Annotated in this window: 22 protein-coding genes and 2 pseudogenes; 3 read left to right on the top strand and 21 right to left on the bottom strand. The window is 64.2% G+C overall.

Annotated elements, in window-relative coordinates; genetic code table 11:
* Nucleotides 1-174: 174 nt before the first annotated feature.
* From OH705_RS29445 to ubiE, 13 genes and pseudogenes are all read right to left on the bottom strand, one after another.
* Entirely contained in the window at nucleotides 175-879 is a 705-nt protein-coding gene (locus tag OH705_RS29445; protein WP_416383595.1) for a methyl-accepting chemotaxis protein, read from the bottom strand.
* A gap of 198 nt (nucleotides 880-1,077) precedes the next feature.
* A pseudogene (locus OH705_RS29440) lies at nucleotides 1,078-2,118 on the bottom strand (methyl-accepting chemotaxis protein); the annotation flags it as partial.
* 155 nt (nucleotides 2,119-2,273) lie between these two features.
* On the bottom strand, nucleotides 2,274-2,978 hold the full coding sequence (locus OH705_RS29435) for a methyl-accepting chemotaxis protein (protein ID WP_408980304.1): 705 nt from the start codon (nucleotides 2,976-2,978) through the stop codon (nucleotides 2,274-2,276).
* Between the two features lie 198 nt (nucleotides 2,979-3,176).
* A pseudogene (locus tag OH705_RS29430) lies at nucleotides 3,177-4,190 on the bottom strand (methyl-accepting chemotaxis protein); the annotation flags it as partial.
* Nucleotides 4,191-4,289: 99 nt separating this feature from the next.
* The gene (locus OH705_RS26405) at nucleotides 4,290-4,997 is read right to left on the bottom strand and encodes a 16S rRNA (uracil(1498)-N(3))-methyltransferase (RefSeq protein ID WP_104444793.1); all 708 of its coding nucleotides are present in this window, start codon (nucleotides 4,995-4,997) and stop codon (nucleotides 4,290-4,292) included.
* Nucleotides 4,994-5,785, bottom strand: a complete 792-nt coding sequence (gene tatC, locus OH705_RS26400; protein ID WP_094012335.1) for a twin-arginine translocase subunit TatC — start codon at nucleotides 5,783-5,785, stop codon at nucleotides 4,994-4,996. The genes OH705_RS26405 and tatC overlap by 4 nt, the downstream gene beginning before the upstream one ends.
* Nucleotides 5,782-6,150, bottom strand: a complete 369-nt coding sequence (tatB, locus tag OH705_RS26395) for a Sec-independent protein translocase protein TatB (protein ID WP_023632587.1) — start codon at nucleotides 6,148-6,150, stop codon at nucleotides 5,782-5,784. Before tatB ends, tatC begins: the two co-directional genes overlap by 4 nt.
* A gap of 3 nt (nucleotides 6,151-6,153) precedes the next feature.
* A complete protein-coding gene (locus OH705_RS26390; protein WP_038706932.1) occupies nucleotides 6,154-6,426 on the bottom strand; it encodes a twin-arginine translocase TatA/TatE family subunit in 273 nt (90 codons plus the stop codon).
* Nucleotides 6,427-6,503: 77 nt separating this feature from the next.
* Nucleotides 6,504-6,839, bottom strand: coding sequence for a phosphoribosyl-ATP diphosphatase (locus OH705_RS26385; RefSeq protein WP_023632586.1), 336 nt, complete (start codon nucleotides 6,837-6,839; stop codon nucleotides 6,504-6,506).
* A 1-nt stretch (nucleotide 6,840) separates the two neighbouring features.
* The gene (hisI, locus tag OH705_RS26380) at nucleotides 6,841-7,233 is read right to left on the bottom strand and encodes a phosphoribosyl-AMP cyclohydrolase (RefSeq protein WP_023632585.1); all 393 of its coding nucleotides are present in this window, start codon (nucleotides 7,231-7,233) and stop codon (nucleotides 6,841-6,843) included.
* Between the two features lie 73 nt (nucleotides 7,234-7,306).
* Nucleotides 7,307-8,920 carry a ubiquinone biosynthesis regulatory protein kinase UbiB gene (ubiB, locus tag OH705_RS26375; protein WP_104444795.1) on the bottom strand — a complete coding sequence of 538 codons (1,614 nt, stop codon included), beginning with the start codon at nucleotides 8,918-8,920 and terminating at the stop codon, nucleotides 7,307-7,309.
* Complete coding sequence (locus OH705_RS26370; RefSeq protein ID WP_038706930.1) at nucleotides 8,917-9,540, bottom strand: ubiquinone biosynthesis accessory factor UbiJ; 624 nt, start codon at nucleotides 9,538-9,540, stop codon at nucleotides 8,917-8,919. Before OH705_RS26370 ends, ubiB begins: the two co-directional genes overlap by 4 nt.
* Nucleotides 9,540-10,310 carry a bifunctional demethylmenaquinone methyltransferase/2-methoxy-6-polyprenyl-1,4-benzoquinol methylase UbiE gene (ubiE, locus tag OH705_RS26365; RefSeq protein WP_023632556.1) on the bottom strand — a complete coding sequence of 257 codons (771 nt, stop codon included), beginning with the start codon at nucleotides 10,308-10,310 and terminating at the stop codon, nucleotides 9,540-9,542. Before ubiE ends, OH705_RS26370 begins: the two co-directional genes overlap by 1 nt.
* 125 nt (nucleotides 10,311-10,435) lie before the next feature.
* Between ubiE and OH705_RS26360 the strand changes: the two genes are divergently transcribed.
* The 3 genes from OH705_RS26360 (at nucleotide 10,436) to OH705_RS26350 (ending at nucleotide 12,154) form a co-directional block, all read left to right on the top strand.
* Nucleotides 10,436-10,711 carry a polyhydroxyalkanoic acid system family protein gene (locus tag OH705_RS26360; RefSeq protein WP_023632555.1) on the top strand — a complete coding sequence of 92 codons (276 nt, stop codon included), beginning with the start codon at nucleotides 10,436-10,438 and terminating at the stop codon, nucleotides 10,709-10,711.
* Nucleotides 10,712-10,953: 242 nt separating this feature from the next.
* The gene (locus OH705_RS26355) at nucleotides 10,954-11,376 is read left to right on the top strand and encodes a phasin family protein (RefSeq protein WP_023632554.1); all 423 of its coding nucleotides are present in this window, start codon (nucleotides 10,954-10,956) and stop codon (nucleotides 11,374-11,376) included.
* 10 nt (nucleotides 11,377-11,386) lie between these two features.
* Complete coding sequence (locus OH705_RS26350) at nucleotides 11,387-12,154, top strand: phasin family protein (protein ID WP_267303351.1); 768 nt, start codon at nucleotides 11,387-11,389, stop codon at nucleotides 12,152-12,154.
* A gap of 80 nt (nucleotides 12,155-12,234) precedes the next feature.
* Here OH705_RS26350 and OH705_RS26345 read toward each other — a convergent pair whose 3' ends face one another.
* The 8 genes from OH705_RS26345 to OH705_RS26310 all read right to left on the bottom strand — a co-directional run.
* Complete coding sequence (locus OH705_RS26345) at nucleotides 12,235-12,849, bottom strand: TetR/AcrR family transcriptional regulator (RefSeq protein ID WP_267303350.1); 615 nt, start codon at nucleotides 12,847-12,849, stop codon at nucleotides 12,235-12,237.
* 4 nt (nucleotides 12,850-12,853) lie between these two features.
* A complete protein-coding gene (gene phaC / locus OH705_RS26340; RefSeq protein ID WP_038706928.1) occupies nucleotides 12,854-14,536 on the bottom strand; it encodes a class II poly(R)-hydroxyalkanoic acid synthase in 1,683 nt (560 codons plus the stop codon).
* Between the two features lie 126 nt (nucleotides 14,537-14,662).
* Nucleotides 14,663-15,514 (bottom strand): poly(3-hydroxyalkanoate) depolymerase, encoded by an 852-nt coding sequence (gene phaZ, locus OH705_RS26335; protein WP_038706927.1) that lies wholly within the window; start codon nucleotides 15,512-15,514, stop codon nucleotides 14,663-14,665.
* 63 nt (nucleotides 15,515-15,577) lie between these two features.
* The gene (gene phaC / locus OH705_RS26330) at nucleotides 15,578-17,257 is read right to left on the bottom strand and encodes a class II poly(R)-hydroxyalkanoic acid synthase (protein WP_023630549.1); all 1,680 of its coding nucleotides are present in this window, start codon (nucleotides 17,255-17,257) and stop codon (nucleotides 15,578-15,580) included.
* A 335-nt stretch (nucleotides 17,258-17,592) separates the two neighbouring features.
* Nucleotides 17,593-17,970: a gamma-butyrobetaine hydroxylase-like domain-containing protein gene (locus OH705_RS26325; protein ID WP_046853917.1), complete on the bottom strand. Its 378-nt coding sequence runs from the start codon at nucleotides 17,968-17,970 to the stop codon at nucleotides 17,593-17,595.
* An 88-nt stretch (nucleotides 17,971-18,058) separates the two neighbouring features.
* Complete coding sequence (hslU, locus tag OH705_RS26320) at nucleotides 18,059-19,402, bottom strand: ATP-dependent protease ATPase subunit HslU (RefSeq protein WP_046853918.1); 1,344 nt, start codon at nucleotides 19,400-19,402, stop codon at nucleotides 18,059-18,061.
* A gap of 74 nt (nucleotides 19,403-19,476) precedes the next feature.
* On the bottom strand, nucleotides 19,477-20,007 hold the full coding sequence (hslV, locus tag OH705_RS26315; RefSeq protein WP_011536056.1) for an ATP-dependent protease subunit HslV: 531 nt from the start codon (nucleotides 20,005-20,007) through the stop codon (nucleotides 19,477-19,479).
* A 156-nt stretch (nucleotides 20,008-20,163) separates the two neighbouring features.
* Nucleotides 20,164-20,476, bottom strand: a 313-nt coding sequence (locus OH705_RS26310; protein WP_267303349.1) for a transposase, incomplete at its 5' end; no start/stop codon positions are given.

Raw genomic sequence — 20,476 nt, 5'->3', positions numbered from 1 at the left:
CCTCCGCAAGACCTGCGTTCGGCCTCCTGAAGTCGCGAAGTTACGGGCGGCGCCTGGGCTGACGCAGCTGTCGCTAGTGGGCTGGGGGGAACCTTCTGATCGCCAAAGCCAAAGCCAAAGCCAAAGCCAAAGCCAAAGCCCGGGGCTGGCGATTTGAACGCACGGCCGGAAGGCCTAAAGGCTGAACCGCCCCACCATGCCCCGCAACTGCTGCCCCAAGTGCTCCAGTTCCCCGCTCGAAGCCGCCGTCTGCTCACTGGCCGCACTGGTCTGATCCGATACATCGCGCACATTGATCACGCTGCGGTTGATCTGCTCGGCAACCACGCTCTGTTGCTCGCTGGCCGTGGCGATCTGTTGGTTCATGCCCTGGATGCTCGATACCGTTTCGGTGATCTGCCACAGCGCGGCACCCGCCTTGCGGCTGAGCTCGACACTCTGCCCGGTCAGGCTCTTGCTGTCGTCGAGCAAGCCGGTGACCTCGTCGGTACCTCGATGCAGGCTGTCGATCAGCAGCTCGATTTCCTCGGTTGACTGCTGCGTGCGTTGGGCCAGGCCGCGCACTTCGTCCGCCACCACAGCGAAGCCACGCCCTGCTTCCCCCGCCCGGGCCGCCTCGATGGCTGCGTTCAGCGCCAGGAGGTTGGTCTGTTCGGACACCGACTTGATCACATCTAGAATCGATCCGATGCGCTGGCTTTCACCGGCCAGGTGGCCCATGGCGGTGAGACAGTGGTCCATCTGGCTTGCCAGTTGCTCGATGCGGGCGATGGCTTCGGCCACCACCTGGTCGCCCAGCTGTGCCTGATGATCGGCGGTGGTTGCCGCCAGCGAGGCCTGTTCGGCGTTCTGCGCGACTTCCTGCACCGTGGCGCTCATCTGGTTCATGGCCGTGGCCACCTGATCGGTCTCTTCGCGCTGTTGGCTGATGCGCTCGCGCGTATCCACACTGGCGCAGGCCAGCTCTGCCGCTGCCTTGGATAGCTGGCCAACGCCCTGATCGATGCCGCCGAGCAGTTCGCGAAGGCTCAAGGTCATCTCGCGCATGCTGGTTTGCAACTGGCCCATCTCGTCACGGCGGTGCACCGTCTGTACCTGGCTGAGATCGCCTCGGGCGATTCGCGCAGCCTGGGACAGCACTTGGCGTAGCGGTTGGGTGATCTGGCGGGTGATGAGCCAAGCTGAAAGTACCCCGACCAGCAGAGCCAGCACGGCCACGCTGGTCAGCAGCGAGCGCGCGGCCAGCGCCTCTTCGTCGCGTTGTTCGATCTTGCGTTCGCTAAGCTCGCCGCTGACCGTTTGCAGCTCATCGCCGATTTTTTCCATGCCATCCTGCAATTGCTCGACCTTGAGCGCGGCACCGCGATACTCCCGCAGGTTGTCGCGATAGCGGTCCAGCTCCACCTGCGGGCGTTGCGTCAGGGCACGCGGCAGGTCCAGTGGTGTGGTAGCCCGCAGCAACTGCCCCAGGCTGGTATTCGCCGCTTCCAGCGCGGCATCGCCCATCGTGGCGAAGCTGTCCCGGGGGGAGAATGCATAGGCCGGTACCAGGCTTTGCTGGCTGGCACTTTCAATATGACGTCCCAAGGTATCCATTAACCCCACCAGGCTGCCCTGTTGGCCATCCCCTGGCATTTTCAGCAGCGCCTGGGTCTGCAGTTCGTCGATCACGGTTTCGAGCACGCCGGCTTGCTTCTGCATTGCTACGCGCAAACTGTCACGACTGTCCACGCTGCTCTGCAGGGTGACGAAGTCATCCTGCAGGCGTTGCAGCAGTTGCAGCTTCTGCGCCAGCATCTGTTGCGACTGGTCGATGCTCGCGCGTTGCTGAAGGTTGCTCAGGCGGTTGTGCAACTGTTCGAGGATGCGCGAGATCCGCGTCTTGCTGGTGTCGTCGGCAAGCACCCGGTAAGTGATGCGCTCGGCCCGCAGGTCGCGGGTCAAGTCGTTGAGTTGGCCGATGTCGCTGAGCTGCTCCGAGCGCTCGATGGCGCCGTCAAGGGCGCGCCAGCCGCTGAGTGTGGTGGCCAGGGTGAGCAGCAACACCACGGTGAAGCCCAGGGCGAGCTTGAGCCCGACGCCAAGGTTGCCGAGCTGACGGTCAAGGTATCCGAACATGGCAGGTCTCCGTCCAATTGAGAAATGGCCATAGCGGGTTTTAGCCGCCATGGCCCTTGCTCATCGGCCGGGAGTCCGTCGGACTGGACCTGTAAATAGGGTAGGAAAAGTCCTTACGGGCTGAAGGGTAATGCCTACAGCCCGAAAGCCGCAGTCTAGAGCCTGAAACGTCCTACCAGACCCTGCAGGTGAGTCCCCAGGCGCGCCAGCTCGACGCTGGAGCTTGCCGTCTCCTCGCTGGCCGCGGAGGTCTGGTCGGAGATATCGCGCACGTTCATCACGCTGCGGTTGATCTCTTCGGCTACGGCGCTCTGTTGCTCGGCGGCAGTGGCGATCTGCTGGTTCATCGACTGGATCGACGACACAGTGCGGGTGATGGTGCCCAGCGAATCGCCGGCGCGGCGCGTCAGTTCCACGCTGCTGTCGGTGAGGGCACGGCTGCTGTCCATGACACCGGCCACGCGCTCGGTACCGTTCTGCAGGCTGGCAATCAGCTCTTCGATCTCTTCGGTGGACTGCTGGGTGCGCTGGGCCAGGCTGCGTACTTCGTCGGCGACCACGGCGAAGCCACGGCCCGCCTCGCCGGCACGGGCCGCCTCGATGGCGGCGTTGAGGGCCAGCAGGTTGGTCTGTTGGGCCACCGACTTGATCACATCGAGCACACTGCCGATCTTGTCGCTCTCGGCCTTTAGCTGGTTCATCGCTTCGCTGGAGTTGACCACTTCGCTGGCCAGACGCTCGATCTGGCTGATCGCCTCGCCCACCACCTTGTCACCTTCGCGGGCCTGCTGGTCGGCCATCAGTGCCGCTTCCGAGGCCTGTTCGGCGTTGCGCGCCACTTCCTGGACGGTGGCGGCCATCTCGTTCATGGCGGTGGCGACCTGGTCTGTCTCGACCTTCTGGTTGTTGACCCCGGCGCTGGTCTGCTCGGTGACCGCTGACAGTTCCTCGGCGGCGCTGGCAATCTGGGTCACGCCGTCGCCGATGCCACCGATCAGTTCGCGCAGGCCCTGGGTCATGCGTTGCATGCTGGCCTGCAACTGGCCCAGTTCGTCGCGTCGATCGCTCTTGAGATCCTGGCGCAGGTCGCCTCCGGCCACGCGTTCGGCGGCGGCGAGGGTCTGGCGCAGGGGCACGATGATCTGCCGGGTAATGGCGAACGCGGCGAGCACGCCCAGCAGCAAGGCCAGCGCCGTGGCACCGGCCAGTAGGGTCTTGGCCTGTTGGGTGCCCTGGTCGCGTACGGCGGTTTGCGAAACGGTCATTGCCTGGCTGGTGTCCAGCAGCACCTGACCCTGTGCGGACATGCGCGTCAACGCTTGCTCGCTGGCGGCCTGGGCATTGCCGAACTGCTTCACCGCGTCGCGGTAGGCGGCCAGCGCGCTGGCGGCGTCGTCCAGGCTGGCGGCGAACTCGGCGGGGAGCCTGGCGGGCAGGGCCTTGAGCACGGTCAGGGCCTGGTCGATGGCAGTGAGCGCTGTCTGCTGGAATTCGGCCTTGCCGCTATAGGTGTAGCCACGCACCTGGAAACGCGCCTGCTGCAGCAGCGCCGCGACTTGCACAGCCTCCTGGTACTGCTGGATATCGCCGCCCTGCAGCAGGCGCTGCTGGACCTTGCCGATCAGTTCGGCAGCCTTGTCGGCGCTGTCGCCCAGGGTGCCCCGGCTGGCCTCGCGACGCTGGCCGGCCTGCCTGAGCTCGGCGAAGGCTTGCTGGTACTGGCGCACGGCGCCTTGTTGCTGGTCCAGGCGCTGGCGGTCGGCGGGCAGTTCGATCTGCCCGAGCATGAACTGCACCTGGCGCTCGAGGTTGGCCAGGGCCTTCTCCAGCTCGGCTACGGAGGCGTCATCACGGTTGCGCTCATAGGCCAAGCGGGCGAGGCGCAGGTCCTGGGTGTACTGGTGGATTACCGAGATATTGCCGAGCTTGTCACCACGGCTGGTGACGCTGTCGATGCCCAGCCAACCGGTGAAGGTGATGCCCAGGGTGAGCAGTAGCACCAGGCCGAAGCCGATCCCCAACTTGCGATTGACGCTTACATTTCCCAGTGACTGGGCAAACCAACGGTACATAGACGACTCCCCGGCGCGTGGCAGTGCGGATTATTGTTTTGTTGCATAGGGCATCGGCGCACTGCGGGGAAACTTGATGAGAAAAAGCTGACTGTTTCGTCAGAAAATTCGCGAAAGCAAGGCCGTCACGGCCGTCTCCACGCGTAGGATCCTATCCCCTAATTGCACGGGCTCAAGGCCAGCCTTTCCTAGCAGCTCGACTTCATAGGGAATCCAGCCGCCCTCCGGGCCGATCGCCAGGGTTACCGGGCCTTCAACGGCCCGTGGGCAAGCGGGGTAGGGGCCAGGATGCCCGACCAGGCCGAGGGTGTCTGCGGCAATGGCGGGCAGGCGGTCTTCGACGAAGGGCTTGAAGCGCTTCTCGATGATCACCTCCGGCAGCACCGTGTCACGGGCTTGCTCCAGACCGAGAATGAGGTTTTCGCGGATGGTCTCGGGCTGGAGGAACGGCGTCTGCCAGAAGCTCTTCTCGACCTTGTAGCTGTTGACCAGGATCAGCCGCGGCACGCCCAGGGTGGCGACCGTCTGTAACAGCCGGCGCAGCATCTTCGGACGCGGCACGGCCAGCACCAGGGTAAGCGGCAGCTTGGCCGGTGGCTGCTGGTCGAAGGCTACCTGCAGTTCGGCTTCGTGATGCTCGAGGCGCACGACCTCGGCCTTGCCCATCAAGCCGTTTACGCGGCCCACGCGCAGGCTGTCGCCCACCGCCACGCGGTGGATCTCCTGCATGTGGATGAAGCGGCGATCAGCCAGGACAACACGGTCGGCCGACACGAAGTCGGCCTCTTCGAGGAGCAACAGATTCACGGTTGGGTCGCAGGCGGCTGGTCGTTGTGGTCGTTGTTCGCTTCGTCCGGCTCATGGCTGCGCTTGCGGATCAGACTGCCGCACAGCACGCCGACCTCGAACAGCATCCACATGGGCACGGCCAGGAGGGTCTGGGAGAAGATGTCCGGTGGGGTGAGGATCATGCCGACCACGAAGCAGCCGATGATCACGTACGGGCGGATCTTCTTCAGGTACTGCACGTCGACCACGCCGATCCACACCAGCAGCACCACCGCTACCGGGATCTCGAAAGCGACCCCGAAGGCGAAGAACAGAGTCATGACGAAATCGAGGTAGCTGGAAATGTCGGTCATCATCGACACGCCTTCGGGCGTGGCGCTGGCGAAGAAGCCGAAGATCAGCGGGAACACCAGGAAATAGGCGAAGGCCATGCCGGCGTAGAACAGGAAGATGCTCGACACCAACAGCGGGATGGCGATGCGCTTCTCATGGCGGTACAGGCCGGGGGCAATGAAACCCCAGATCTGCTGGAGGATGAACGGGATTGCCAGGAACAGCGAGACGATCATGGTCAACTTGAACGGCGTCAGGAACGGCGAGGCCACGTCGGTGGCGATCATCGTCGCGTTGGCCGGCAAGTGCTCGCGCAGCGGCGCCGAGACCAAGGTGTAGATCTGCTGGGCGAAGGAGAACAGCCCGGCGAAGATCAGGAAGATGGCGGCGACGCAGCGCAGCAGGCGGGTGCGCAGCTCGGTCAGGTGCGAGACCAGCGGCATCGGCTGGTCGGTTTCCGGATTCTCGCTCATGGGGCTCGCGGCGGTTGTGGCGGTTCGGAGGGTGTTGCTGCGGCCGGCTGCGCGGGCGCTGCGTCGGCGGCAGGCGTGGCGGGCGTTTCAGCGTTTGCCGGCGGCTGTGTGGGCGGCGTCAGCGGATTGAGGATGCGCTTGGCCTCCTGCTCCATCTGCAGGATGTGCTCGTTGTGCAGCTGGCGGCGGATGTCGTCGGCGCCGATCTCGCGCTCGACTTCCATCTTGATCGCGTTGAAGCTGCGCTTGAGGCGGCCGATCCATAGCCCGGCAGTGCGTGCGGCCCCCGGCAAGCGCTCGGGGCCGAGCACCAGCAGGGCGACCAGGCCGACGAGCAGCAGCTCGCTGAAACTGATACCGAACATGGGTCAGTCTTTCCGCTGCGGCTCTTGAACCGGCTGGGCCTGGCCTTCGATGGTGTGGCCCTGGGCCTGCTGCGCGGTGTTCTGCACCGGCGCAGCAGGTTGCGCCGGCGGTGGGGTCTGCTCGGCCGGCTTGACTTCTTCTTCGTTCATGGCCTTGCGGAAGCCCTTGATCGATTCGCCCAGGTCGCTGCCGAAGTTCTTCAGTTTCTTGGTGCCGAACACCAGCACCACGACGACCAGCAGGACGATCCAGTGTTTCCAGTCAAAAATACCCATTTCGTACTCCTGAAAAATGTATGTCAGCCGGAACCGGCGCTATCGCGGGGCAAGCCCGTTCCTGTAAATACGCGCGGTCAGGCCTGTGGCTGACGGGCGGCCTTCTCGTCATGGCCGGAAAGGCCGAAGCGGCGCTCCAGTTCGTCGAGCACTGCCTGCGGATGCTGGCCCAGCGCGCTGAGCATGACCAGGCTATGAAACCACAGGTCCGCGGTCTCGTAGATGACATCGCTGTAATCCTTGCTGACGGCGGCATCCTTGGCAGCGATGATGGTCTCGATGGACTCTTCGCCGAGCTTCTCGAGGATCTTGTTCAAGCCCTTGTGATGCAGGCTGGCCACGTAGCTGCTGTCGGGCGCCGCGTGCTTGCGTTCTTCCAGGACCTCGGCGAGGCGGTCTAGCGTGTCGCTCATGTCAATGTCCTGCGCTATAGATGGCGTCCGGATCCTTGAGGACCGGATCGACAATTTTCCACTGGCCGTCTTCGAACACGCGATAGAAGCAGCTTTCGCGGCCGGTATGGCAGGCGATATGGCCCAGTTGCTCGACCATCAGGATGATCACGTCGGCGTCGCAGTCCAGGCGCATTTCGTGCAGCTTCTGCACATGGCCCGACTCTTCGCCCTTGCGCCACAGCTTGCCCCGCGAGCGCGACCAGTAGATGGCGCGATGCTCGGCTGCGGTCAGGGCGAGGGATTCACGGTTCATCCAGGCCATCATCAGCACGCGCCCGGTCTTGTGGTCCTGGGCGATCGCCGGTACCAGGCCATCGCTGTTCCACTTGATCTCGTCCAGCCAGTCTTTCATCGTCGACTCCAAACCGGGCCCGCTCCCGTACCGGGCCCCTGTACGCTAGTGTGCCAGCCGGCGGCGCGGCTGGCTATCGGCGCACGATCAGGTACAGGCCCGCTGCCAGCATCAACCACGCGGGCCAGGCGGCCGGGGCGCTGAGGCTGACCGCGCCGGCCGCCAGGGTGGCACCACCGCCGAGCAGGCCGGCACCGAGCAGGCGCAGCGCCCAGTTGTCGCCGGCGCGGCGTCGCTCGGGCAGTTGCGGGTCGTGCAGGTGCGGTTGCGACAGGCGCTCGAGCAGGTCGCGGGTCATGTCGGCCAGGTGCGGCAGTTGCTCGGCCTGGCTGTAGAGGTTGCCGATTACCGCCTTGGGGCTCATGCGCTCGCGCATCCAGCGTTCGAGGAAGGGCTTGGCGGTGCTCCACAGGTCCAGGTCGGGGTAGAGCTGGCGACCCAGGCCTTCGATATTGAGCAGGGTCTTCTGCAGCAGCACCAGTTGTGGCTGGACTTCCATGTTGAAGCGCCGGGCCGTCTGGAACAGGCGCATCAGCACCTGGCCGAAGGAGATATCCTTGAGCGGTTTTTCGAAGATCGGCTCGCACACCGTGCGGATCGCCGCTTCGAATTCGTTGACCTTGGTCTGCGCCGGTACCCAGCCCGAATCGATGTGCAGCTGGGCCACGCGGCGGTAGTCGCGCTTGAAGAAGGCGATCAGGTTGCGGGCCAGGTAGTCCTGGTCCTCGGCGGTGAGGCTGCCGACGATACCGCAGTCGATGGCGATGTATTGCGGGCTCCACGGCTTGACCGTGCTGACGAAGATGTTGCCCGGGTGCATGTCGGCATGGAAGAAGCTGTCGCGGAACACCTGGGTGAAGAACACCTCGACGCCGCGTTCGGCCAGCATCTTCATGTCGGTGCGCTGGTCGGCCAGCGTCGCCATGTCGGTGACCGGCACGCCGTAGATGCGCTCCATCACCAGTACCTTGGGCCGGCAGAAGTCCCAGTAGACCTGGGGCACGTACATCAGCTCGGAGCCTTCGAAGTTGCGCCGCAGCTGGCTGGCGTTGGCGGCCTCGCGCAGCAGGTCGAGCTCGTCGTAGATGGTCTTTTCGTAGTCGCCGACGATTTCCACCGGGTGCAGGCGACGGGCATCGGCCGAGGCGCGCTCGGCGGCCTTGGCGATCAGGAACAGCCAGGCCAGGTCCTGGGCGATGACCGGCTTGAGGCCCGGGCGCACCACCTTGACCACCACTTCCTCGCCGCTCTTCAGGCGGGCGGCGTGTACCTGGGCCACCGAAGCCGAGGCCAGCGGCTCAACGTCGAAACGACTGAACACCTCGCTTACCTTGGCGCCGAGCTGTGCTTCGATCAGCGCCACGGCGTGCTGCGGGTCGAACGGTGGCACGCGGTCCTGCAGCAGCATCAGCTCGTCGGCGATGTCGGTGGGCAGCAGGTCGCGGCGGGTGGAGAGCAACTGGCCGAACTTGATGAAGATCGGCCCCAGGTCCTGCAGCGCCAGGCGCAGGCGTGCGCCGCGGCTCAGCTCCAGGGGCTTGCGCGGCAGCCAGCGCCAGGGCATCAGCAGGCGCAGGCTGGCCAGCCACCAGGGCAGCAGGGGTTGTTCGAACAGCAGGTCATCGAGGCGGTAGCGGATCACGACGCGCTGGATGCGCAACAGACGGCGGACGGCGAGCAGCTTCATGCGTTATCGCTGGTATCAAGAGTGTGGGCGAGGCGGCGCAGGCGTGCCTCGAGGCGTTCGATATCGACTTTCAGCGCATCGAGCTCGCTGAATGCCGCTTCGGCTTCGCGTTTGCCGACCAGGGTACGCGATTCCTCGGCCAGGTACTCGGAGAGATTCTCGCCGAAGCGGGCCAGGCCCTGGCGGGTCCAGCGCGCACGCAAGCGCAGGTGGCCGGCGATCAGCGCGGTGGGGACCGGCCCCAGCCAACGCTGCAGTTCGTGTTCCCAGTCCAGTTCCAGGTCCTGCAGGATGCCGAACAGGTCGAGCAGCACGGCGCTGTCGCCATGCAGCTCGACCTGGGGGCTGTGCAGCACCGCGGTCTTGTCTTTGGCCAATGCCAGCTGCGCCAGGCGCCCGGCGGGGGCGCGCAGGGTGCAGTCGACCTCGCTTTCCCAGTGGGCGGCAAGCATCAGGCCTTCCTCGTCGGGCAGCACGAACAGCTTCAGGGCCGGCTGCACGCAGTCGATCTCGATCACCTTGCCTTCCAGCGCCGCCAGGCGCGGGAGGGCGGTGCTGTCCAGGCGCAGGACACGGTTGAGCCCGTGCTCGACGCTGGCGAGCAGGCCGGCCAGGAGCATCAGGGCTTGATCCCCCGGTGCACGGCGACGATACCGCTGGTCATGTTGTGGTAGGTGACGCGGTCGAAGCCTGCCTCGACCATCATGCTCTTGAGCGTCTCCTGGTCGGGGTGCATGCGGATCGATTCGGCCAGGTAACGGTAGCTTTCCGAGTCGTTGGTGATGAGCTTGCCGGCCAGCGGCATGAAGGCGAACGAGTAGGCGTCGTAGGCCTTGGACATCAGCTTGTTGGTCGGCTTGGAGAATTCCAGGATCAACAGGCGGCCACCGGGCTTGAGCACGCGCAGCATGGAGCGGATGGCCGCATCCTTGTGCGTCACGTTGCGCAGGCCGAAGGCGATGGTCACGCAGTCGAAGTGGTTGTCCGGGAACGGCAGCTTTTCAGCGTCGGCCTGGACGAACTCGATATTGCCCGACACGCCGCGGTCGAGCAGGCGGTCGCGGCCCACCTTGAGCATTGATTCGTTGATGTCGGCCAGCACCACCTGCCCGGTCGGGCCGACCAGGCGCGAGAACTTGGCGGCCAGGTCGCCCGTGCCACCGGCGATGTCCAGCACGCGGTTGCCGCTGCGCACCCCGGACAGCTCGATGGTGAAGCGCTTCCACAGGCGGTGCATGCCGCCGGACAGCACGTCGTTCATCAGGTCGTACTTGGCGGCCACCGAGTGGAACACCTCGGCGACTTTCTTCGCCTTCTGGCTCTCGGGAACGTCCTGGTAGCCGAAGTGGGTGGTGGGTTCGGCGTGGTCGCCTTTGCGCTGGTCGGTCATATCGCTTCACCAGAAAAAAATTACGGCCATTCTAGGGGCTACGGGCGGATTTGTCTTGGCGGGGTGTGTCATGCAAAGGGGGCGGGCATAATGGCGATTATGTATTCATATCCAGGATCACCCGCATGACCCAGATCAGCGTCGAACGCAAACACACCCTCGGCCGTGAAGCCGCTCGCGCCAAGGCCGAGGCGCTGGTGGACAAGCTGACCCGCGAATACGACCTCAAGGCCAGCTGGAACGGTGATCGCGTCGATGTGAAACGCAGCGGCGCCAACGGCAGTGTGCATATCGGTGAGGACACCATCCGCGTCGAGCTCAAGCTGGGCATGATGCTGTCGATGATGAGCGGCACCATCAAGGGCGAGATCGAGCGGGCCCTGGACAAGGCGCTGGCCTGAGGTCACGGGTTCCTTGCTGTTTGTGGGAGCAGGCCTTGTGGGAGCAGCTATCGTGGGAGCGGGCTTGCCCCGCGATAGCGATTGCCCGGGCTGGCGCTATCGCGGGGCAAGCCCACGTAAACGCAAACGCTGCATGACTCCACCTTAGGGTGAGGATTCTAATTTTTCCGCCTACCTTCACGCTCAAGCCCTACCACCCCGGGCAGTTCCTCCCTCCCTTAAATGAGCATGAGGTGCAGAGCATGGCCAAAGTGAATCTCAAGCAGAAAGACGACGCCCAAGGCAGCACGCTGGGCGAGGTGCGCGGCTACGCCCGCAAGATCTGGCTGGCGGGCATCGGTGCCTACGCCCGTGTCGGCCAGGAAGGCTCCGACTACTTCAAGGAGTTGGTAAAAGCCGGCGAAGGCGTCGAGAAGCGCGGCAAGAAACGCCTCGACAAGGCTGTCGAAGCCGCCAATACCCAGATCGACGAAGCCACCCAGGAAGTCACCCGCGTGCCCGGCCGGGTCGAGGCGCAGCTGGACAAAATCGAACGCGCCTTCGACGCCCGTGTCGGTCGCGCCTTGAATCGCCTCGGCATTCCGTCTAAACATGACGTTGAGGCGTTGTCCATCAAGCTTGAACAGCTGCACGAGCTGCTCGAGCGCGTCGCGCACAAACCATAAGGAGAGCAGGATGGCTGGCAAGAAGAACACCGAGAAAGAAGGCAGCTCCTGGATCGGCGGAATCGAGAAGTACTCCCGCAAGATCTGGTTGGCTGGCCTGGGTATCTACTCCAAGGTCGACCAGGACGGTCCGAAGCTGTTCGATTCGCTGGTGAAAGACGGCGAGAAGGCCGAGAAGCAGGCGAAGAAAACTGCCGAAGACGTGGCTGAAAGCGCCAAGTCGTCGACCAATTCGCGAGTGTCGGGCGTGAAGGATCGTGCGCTGGGCAAGTGGAGCGAGCTGGAGGAAGCCTTCGACAAGCGCCTGAACAGCGCCATCTCGCGCCTGGGCGTGCCCAGCCGCAATGAGATCAAGGCCCTGCACCAGCAGGTCGATTCGCTGACCAAGCAGATCGAGAAACTGACCGGTGCCTCGGTCACCCCAATTTCCAAGACCAGCGCCAGCAAGACGGCCGCCAAACCGTTGGCCAAGGCAGCAGCCAAGCCAGCAGCCAAGACCGCTGCAGCAAAACCTGCGGCGAAACCTGCGGCGAAACCTGCGGCGAAAACCGCCGCCGCGAAGCCGGCTGCCAAGGCCGGGGTCAAGCCTGTTGCGGCAAGACCTGCAGCAAAACCTGCTGCGGCGAAGAAGCCGGCCGTGAAGAAAGCGACGCCAGCCAAGCCTGTCGCCGCCAAGCCGGCTGCACCGGCGCCTGCTGCCACCGCTGCCCCGGCACCGAGCGCGGCGCCGGCTGGCAACACGCCGTCGGCACCGGTGAGCACAGGCTCCCAGGCCTGACATCGCGTCGCACGGATCGCGGGGCAAGCCCGCTCTCACGAAGCCAAGCACTCGTGGGGCGAACTTGCCCCGCGAGTGCTTCAGCCTTCCAGATAACGCATTGCCAGTTGCTCCGCCGCGATCCGCGCCGGGGGCTGCAGGTGCGGCGCTACCAGCATCATCACCTGGTACACCACCACGCCGACATCGCCCTCGCGGCCAAGCACGCGCTGATAATCAAGCGAGCACATCAGGGTCAGGGTGATCTGTTCCACCAATTGCCCCAGTGCCTGGGTCTCGCTGGTCACCTGGCCTTGGCCCTTGAGACTGGCCAGCAGCGCGGCCAAGGTGCGCTTGAGGGCGTTGATCAGGCTGCGCATGCCCCGCGCCAGCTTGGGCAGGCGCCCGGTCAGGTTGGACAGGTCCTGGAACAGGAAACGGTACTGGGCCATGCGTTCGACGATCAGGTGCAGGAACAGCCAGTAGTCCTCGGCATCCAGGCGTACGTCCAGCGGCGGGTCGAGCAGTGGCATCAATTGCTCTTCGAAACGCTCGAACAGGCCGATCACCAACGGCTCCTTGCCGTGGAAGTGGTAGTAGAGGTTGCCAGGGCTGATCCCCAGTTCGTTGGCGATCTCCAGGGTCGAGACGTTCGGTTCGCCCTGGCGGTTGAACAGCTGCAAGGCACATTCGAGGATTCGGTCGCGGGTCTTCATCCGGTCAGCGTGCCAGTACGTAGCTGCCGGGCGCGGGGCCCAGCGGTGGATAAGTGGCGTTGCCCAGCTCGTCGCGTGGCGTCCTGGGCGTGCCGGAGCGCTGCTCTATCCATTCCAGCCACAGGGGCCACCAGCTGCCGTCTCGGCGCTGGGCGTCGTGGAACCAGGCCCGCGGGTCGCTGGAGAGCTTGGGGTTTTCCAGGTAGTAGGCCTTGGGGTTGCCGGGCGGGTTGATGATGCTCTGGATATGGCCGCTGTTGGCCAGGATGAAGCGCCGCTCGCCGCCGAGCAGCAGGGCCGAGCGGTACACCGCGTCCCAAGGGGTGATGTGGTCGTTGCTGCCGGCCACGGTGAAGCTGTCCAGTCCGACCTGCGAGAGGTCGATCGGAGTGCCGCACACCTCCAGGCCTTCGGGGAAGGTCAGCGGGTTGAGCTTGAAGAAATCCAGCAGGTCGCCGTGCAGCGCGGCCGGCAGGCGCGTGCTGTCGGCGTTCCAGTAGAGGATGTCGAAGGCCGGCGGCGTCTTGCCCATCAGGTAGTTGTTGACCCAGTAGTTCCAGATCAGGTCGTTGGGGCGCATCCAGGCGAAGATCCGTGCCACCTCGCCGCCGTCCAGCACGCCGCGCTGGTAGGAGCGGCGCTTGGCCGCCTCGATGGTCTGCTCGTCGGCGAACAGGCTGGCGGGGCTGTCGAACTGGCTGTCGAGCAGGCTCACCAGGTAGGTGGCACTGCGCACCTTGCGCAGCTGCTTCTTCGCCTGCAGGTGGCCCTGCAGCGCGGCCATGGTCAGGCCGCCGGCACAGGCGCCCATCAGGTTGGGGTCGCGGCTGCCGCTGATGCTTCGACAAGCGTTGAGCGCCTCCTCCAGGGCCTGTACATAGCTGGACAGGCCCCACTCGCGGTGGCGTGGGTCGGGGTTGCGCCAGCTGACCATGAATACCTGCAGGCCCTGCTTGAGCATGTACTGGACGAAGCTGTTGGTCGGGCCCAGGTCGAAGATATAGAACTTGTTGATCTGTGGTGGCACCACCAACAGAGGTCGGGCGTACTGTTTCTCGCTCATGGGCTTGTACTGGATCAGCTCCAGCAGCTCGTTGCGAAACACCACTGCGCCCGGTGTGGCGGCCAGGTTGCCGCCAACCTCGAAGGCCCGTTCGTCCACCTGCCGTGGCAGGCCGTCGTTGTGGCGCAGGTCGTCGAGCATGTGGCTGACACCGCGCAGAAGGCTCAGGCCGCCGGTGTTGAACAGTTCCTTGACCGCTAGCGGGTTGAGCAGCGAGTTGCTAGGGGCGAAGGCGTCGCTGACCAGGTTGAACAGGAACTGCGCCCGGGCCCGATCGTCGTCGGCCAGGCTGCTTTCCTCGATCCACAGGCGCGTCTGCTTCTGCCAGGCAAGGTAGGCCTGCAGGCCGCGGCGGTAGAACGGGTTCTGGCTCCAGGTCGGGTCGCTGAAGCGGGTGTCCCGTGGGTGGGGCTGGTAGGGGCTGTCGCCGATCAGCACGCGTCCCAGCTGGCCGCCGAGGGTCAGCAGGTGATGCGCGGTGTGTAGCGGATTGCGCAGGCCGATCCGGCTGACCTGGCGCAGGGTCGAGAACAGGTCGCGACCGCGCAGTCCGGTGATGGCGTTCTGCACGTTCATGCTCGTGGCGGGGACCGGTGTCGATCCTCTGGCCGGTTTGTCCTTCATGCCAACACTCCTTCGTCAGATCCATTTCCGCGTTGGCCTTGGTGCGGGTAAAGCAACTCCTGCAGGCTCGCATCACCTGCCTGGGAGTGCCCGCAAAGGCCCGTGCTGACGCAATAAAAAGCCTTCCTACCCCCGTGCCGCTGGCCGAGGGTGCATGACCGCACGTTGGCGTTCTTGCTCGAGGAATTTCATGATGATCGGGGCGACGGCCTCGGCCCGGGTGATCAGGAACAGGTGGCCATCATCGATTATGTGTAGCTGGGCATTGGGAATCCGCCAGGCCAGCAGGCGCATGTTGATCAGCGGGATCAGCGGATCGTCGTCGCCGGCCAGCACCAGGGTGGGCTGGTGGATCTTGTGCAGCCAGTGGATGCTGGTCCAGCCGAGCCCGGCGAACAGCTGCCAGTAGTAGCCCAGCTTGCCGCCCGAACGAACCTTCGAGGCATGGTGCATGGCCAGGTCCGGATCCCGGCGAAAGCCGCCGCCATAGATCAGCGGCGCGATGCGGATGACATGGGAGGGCTGCACGTAGCGCCGTGGGCTGGCCATCATCCACAACACCTTGGGCTTGCCCGGTACCATCACCGCGCCGGCGGCGGTGGCGGCCAGCACCAGTTTCTTGCAGCGTTCGGGGTAGTCGTGGGCGAACTGCTGGGCCAGGGCGCCGCCCCAGGACACGCCGATGACGTTGACCTGGCCGTAATCCAGGTAATCGAGCATGCGCGCGGTCAGCTTGGCCAAGCCGGGAAAACGGTAGGGGTGACGGGGCGTGGACGAGCCGCCCACCCCGGGCACGTCGAAGGCGATGACCTCCAGGTCCGGGTCCAGGGCCTCGATGAATGGAAACACCAGCTCGAGGTTGGCGCCGATGCCGTTGAAGATCAGCAGCGGCGTCAGGTGAGGCTTGCCCGGGCGGACCGCAGTGCGGATGGACTGGTCGTCCAGCTCGACGGTCCTGAAGATATACGGTTGCGGCATGCGCGTGACTCTGTGGTGAAAGTAGCGCCGCGCTGCGCCACAGGCGCACCACGGCGGTTCGGCTCAACGCTCGTGCACGTATGTTCCCGGTGCGGCCTCGCCTGCGGTATAGGCGCGGTTACCCAGGCGTGTAGGTGCCTTCTTGAGTTCGCCGGCGCGCTCACCCAGCCAGGCCTGCCAGTGCAGCCACCAGGAGTCGGCGTGCTTGACCGCGTTCTCCTGCCAGGCCACCGGGTCGTCCGGGCGATCCTCGCCGGTCATGAAGCGCGCCTTGGGGTTGCCCGGTGGGTTGAGAATGCTCTGGATATGGCCACTGTTGGACAGCACGAACTCGATCTTGCCGCCGAACAGGTGGGCCGAGCGGTAGCACGACTGCCAGGGCGTGATGTGGTCGGCGGTTCCGGCAACGCTGTAGATGTCGCAGTCGACCTGTTTCAGGTCGATGGCGGTGCCGCACACCTCGAGGGCATTGGAGCGGGTCAGCGGGTTGTTCTTGAACATTTCGATCAGGTCGCCGTGGAAGGCGGCCGGCAATCGGGTGGTGTCGTTATTCCAGAACAGAATGTCGAACACTGGCGGCTCGTTGCCGAGCAAGTAGTTGTTGACCCAGTAGTTCCAGATCAGGTCATTGGGGCGCATCCAGGCGAACACCTTGGCCATGTCGCTACCTTCGAGCACACCGGACTGATAGGAGTGACGCTTGGCCGCCTCCAGGGTCTGCTCGTCGACGAACAATGCCACCTGGGTGTCGACGGTGGTGTCGAGCACGCTTACCAGCAGGGTCAGGGCATTGACCTTTTTCTCGCCGAGGGCGGCGTAGTGGCCCACCAGCGCCGTGCAAGTGATACCCCCGGAGCAGGCACCGAGCATGTTCAGGTCCTTGCTGCCGGTGATTGCCAGTACCGCGTCGACGGCTTCCTTGAGTGCGTCGATGTAGGTGGACAGGCCCCACTCGCGCTGGGCCTTGGTCGGGTTGCGCCAGCTGACGATGAAAGTCTGTTGCTGTGAGCGCAGGCAGAAGCGCGCCAGGCTCTTTTCCGGGCTCAGGTCGAAGACGTAGAACTTGTTGATCTGCGGCGGCACTACCAGCAGCGGGCGGCTGTGCACCTGCTCGGTGATGGGGCTGTACTGGATCAGCTCCAGCACATCGTTGCGGTACACCACCGCGCCTTCGCTGGTGCCGAGGTTCTTGCCGACCTCGAAGGCTTCCATGTTCACCTGGCTGGGCATGCCGCCGTTGTTGACGATGTCCTTGGCCAGGTTGGACAAGCCGTCGAGCAGGCTCTTGCCGCCGGTCTCGAAGAAGCGCTTGACCGCGGCCGGGTTGGAGAGGGTGTTGGTGGGGGCCATGGCCTCGGTCACCAGGTTGATGACGAACTGCCCGCGGCTGATGTCCTGCGGCGACAGGTCGCTCTCGCTGATCCAGTCGTTGAGTTCCTTGCGCCAGGCCAGATAGGTCTGCAGGTAGCGGCGATAAAGGGGGTTCTTGCTCCACGCCGGGTCGCTGAAGCGACGGTCGTCGCCTTCCGGTTGCAGCGCCGACTTGCCCAGCAGGACGTTCTTCAGCTCCAGGCCAAAGTGCGCCACGTGCTTGGCGCTGTGCAAGGGCTGGCGCATGGCCTGGCGCAATACCGTGCGCGCCGATGTCAGTAGATCCTTGCGGCGAATGCCGATGACCGGGTTCAGCCCCAGGGTGTTTTCCGAGGCCTGCCGCTGCAACTCATCGTTGTTCTTGTTACTCATCTACGACGCTCCGTTGTCCTGAGACGAGTACCGGTGTGCTGTGACAGCCCGGTACTGCTACTCGGGTGACCAGTGATAAGGAACAGCGGTGCTGCGACCGGATGCGTGCCGATGATGAGCTGCTGGGGTTTCTGCGTGTGAAGACAACCTGCTTTCGCTCGCGACCTCTACATACCGGCCTGGCCCTGCCTGCCCGGAGGCGATGCAGGGAACTTGCCAGCTCCATTGGTTACCCGACTTTCGTGTAATGCGCAAGACAGCCAATCTTTGGCAGTCATCCAGGCATTCAAGCAGATGAGATTAGAAAATGCGCTCTAAAGCTTGCGGGGCTTGAGCTAGAGCATCAATTTCACCACCGATTCGGACGGGTCGCGGGATTTGCCCGCTTTGTGCAATTCGTCGAGGTAGTCGGCCCATAGCTGCTCCTGGCGCAGGCACAGCTGCTCGAGGTATTCCCAGGTGAACAATCCTGAGTCATGGCCGTCGTCGAAGGTCAGTTTCAGTGCATATTGACCGGCCGGTTCCAGGCCGCTGAGGCCGACGTTGATCTTGCCGAATTGCAGGATGGGATTGCCGTGGCCCTGGACTTCGGCGGAAGGCGAGTGCACGCGCAGGAACTCGGCGGGCAGGTGGTAGACCTCGCCGGGGGCGTAGGTGAGGGTGAGGGTCTTGGAGGCTTTGTGCAGATTGATCGCGGTGGGTAGGCGGGCCATGGGTGACTCTCTCTTTGGCTTCAAGCTGCAAGCTTCGAGTGATTCCAGGCATTGTGCAAGGGGGCCGCAAGGCGGCCCCCCTGAGGTCTTACAGGATGTAACGCGACAGGTCTTCGTTCTGCGCCAGCTCACCCAGGTGGCTGTTGACGTAGGCGGCGTCGATGTGGATCGGCGTCTCGTCGTGAGCGCTGGCCAGGTCGCCGGCGCTGAACGACACCTCTTCGAGCAGGCGCTCGAGCAGGGTGTGCAGGCGGCGGGCACCGATGTTCTCGGTCTTCTCGTTGACCTGGTAGGCGATCTCGGCCAGGCGCTTGAGGCCCTCGTCGGCGAACTCGATGTTCAGGCCCTCGGTCTTGAGCAGGGCGCTGTACTGCTCGGTCAGCGAGGCGTGCGGCTCCTTGAGGATGCGCTCGAAGTCTTCCGGGGTCAGCGCCTTGAGCTCGACACGGATCGGCAGGCGGCCTTGCAGCTCGGGCACCAGGTCGCTCGGCTTGCTCAGGTGGAACGCGCCGGAGGCGATGAACAGGATGTGGTCTGTCTTGACCATGCCCAGCTTGGTGTTGACGGTGCAGCCTTCGATCAGCGGCAGCAGGTCGCGCTGCACGCCTTCACGGGAGACATCGGCGCCGCCAACGTTACCACGCTTGGCAACCTTGTCGATTTCGTCGATGAACACGATACCGTGCTGCTCGACCGCTTCCAGGGCCTTGGCCTTGAGCTCTTCCTCATTGACCAGGCGGCCGGCTTCTTCGTCGCGGACCATCTTCAGCGCGTCCTTGACCTTGAGCTTGCGCGCCTTGCGCTTGCCCTTGCCCATGTTGGCGAACAGGCTCTGCAGCTGGTTGGTCATCTCCTCCATGCCGGGCGGCGCGGCGATCTCGACGCCCATGTTCTCGGCGACTTCGATCTCGATTTCCTTGTCGTCCAGCTGGCCTTCGCGCAGGCGCTTGCGGAACAGCTGGCGGGTGTTGGAGTCGCTGCTGCTCTGCTGGGCTTCCTCGCTGAAGCTGCTGACCCGCGCCTGCGGCAGCAGGGCATCGAGGATGCGGTCCTCGGCGGCGTCCTCGGCGCGGTGGCGCACGCGGACGATCTCCTGCTCGCGCAGCATCTTCAGCGCGGCGTCGGCCAGGTCGCGGATGATCGACTCGACGTCACGGCCAACGTAGCCAACCTCGGTGAACTTGGTCGCCTCGACCTTGATGAACGGCGCATTGGCCAGCTTGGCCAGGCGGCGGGCGATTTCGGTCTTGCCCACGCCGGTGGGGCCGATCATCAGGATGTTCTTGGGGGTGACTTCGGCACGCAGCTCGGCGGGTAGCTGCATGCGCCGCCAGCGGTTGCGCAGGGCAATGGCGACAGCGCGCTTGGCGTCGTCCTGGCCGATGATGTGGCGGTTGAGTTCGTGGACGATTTCGCGTGGGGTCATGGACATGATGTATGGGGTCCTCAAGCACAGTGATCAGTGTGGAAAAGTCCCGCTGCGAGCGGGACGCCAAAACAACTGATTCACTCGGCCAGGTCCTGCTCCTCGATGGTCAGGTTGTGGTTGGTGAACACGCAGATGTCGCCGGCGATGTTCAGGGCGGCCTCGGTGATCTCGCGGGCCGACAGGTCGGTCTTGTTCAGCAGGGCGCGGGCCGCGGCCTGGGCATAGCCACCGCCGGAACCCATGGCGATCAGCCCGTCCTCGGGTTCGACCACGTCGCCGTTGCCGGTGATGATCAGGGATGCATCCTTGTTGGCCACGGCCAGCATCGCTTCCAGGCGGCTCAGCGAGCGGTCGGTACGCCATTCCTTTGCCAGCTCGACGGCGGCACGCACCAGGTGGCCGGAGTGTTTCTGCAGCTGGGCTTCGAAGCGCTCGAACAGGGTGAAGGCATCGGCGGTGGCACCGGCAAAACCGGCGATGACCTGGCCGTTGTACAGGCGACGCACTTTCTTGGCGTTGCCTTTCATCACGGTGTTGCCGAGGGAAACCTGGCCGTCGCCGCCCATGACGACTTTGCCGTTACGGCGGACAGAAACGATGGTAGTCAAGGGAGAGTCTCCACGCAGCGGGGCGAAAATGCCTGATGCAGACTCATATGGGGGGAGGGGGGAAGGATTTCAACCGAGAGGGATGAATGGTTGTTTCAAGGCATTGCCTGGCAGGCCTGCTCCACACGATGACCCCAGGGGGCTTCGTGGGAGATTCTATGGTTTGCAGCAAGCCAGTTTTCCGCCTTTGGTGACATATTCGTCCTGGTTTTTCATCAGGGCGAATGCCACTCGTGCAAGCTTTCTAGCCAGGATTACCAGCGCCTGTGTCGTTGCTTTACCCGCTTTCCGATACTGTTCGTAGACGTCTTTCCAAGCAGCTGATCGGCTCGCTGCCATGGCGGCGTTGTGCAATAGACGCCTGATCTCCGAGCAGCCTCTTTTCGTCAGGCGGCGGCGTCCATTCTTCTGTCCTGAATCACTGACTCGTAGATCCATTCCCAGGAATGCAATGTACGAGTCACTGCTT

This window comes from Pseudomonas sp. BJa3, assembly GCF_026343815.1.
GTDB lineage: Bacteria > Pseudomonadota > Gammaproteobacteria > Pseudomonadales > Pseudomonadaceae > Aquipseudomonas > Aquipseudomonas soli.
This window is presented reverse-complemented; position numbering and strand designations above follow the sequence as displayed.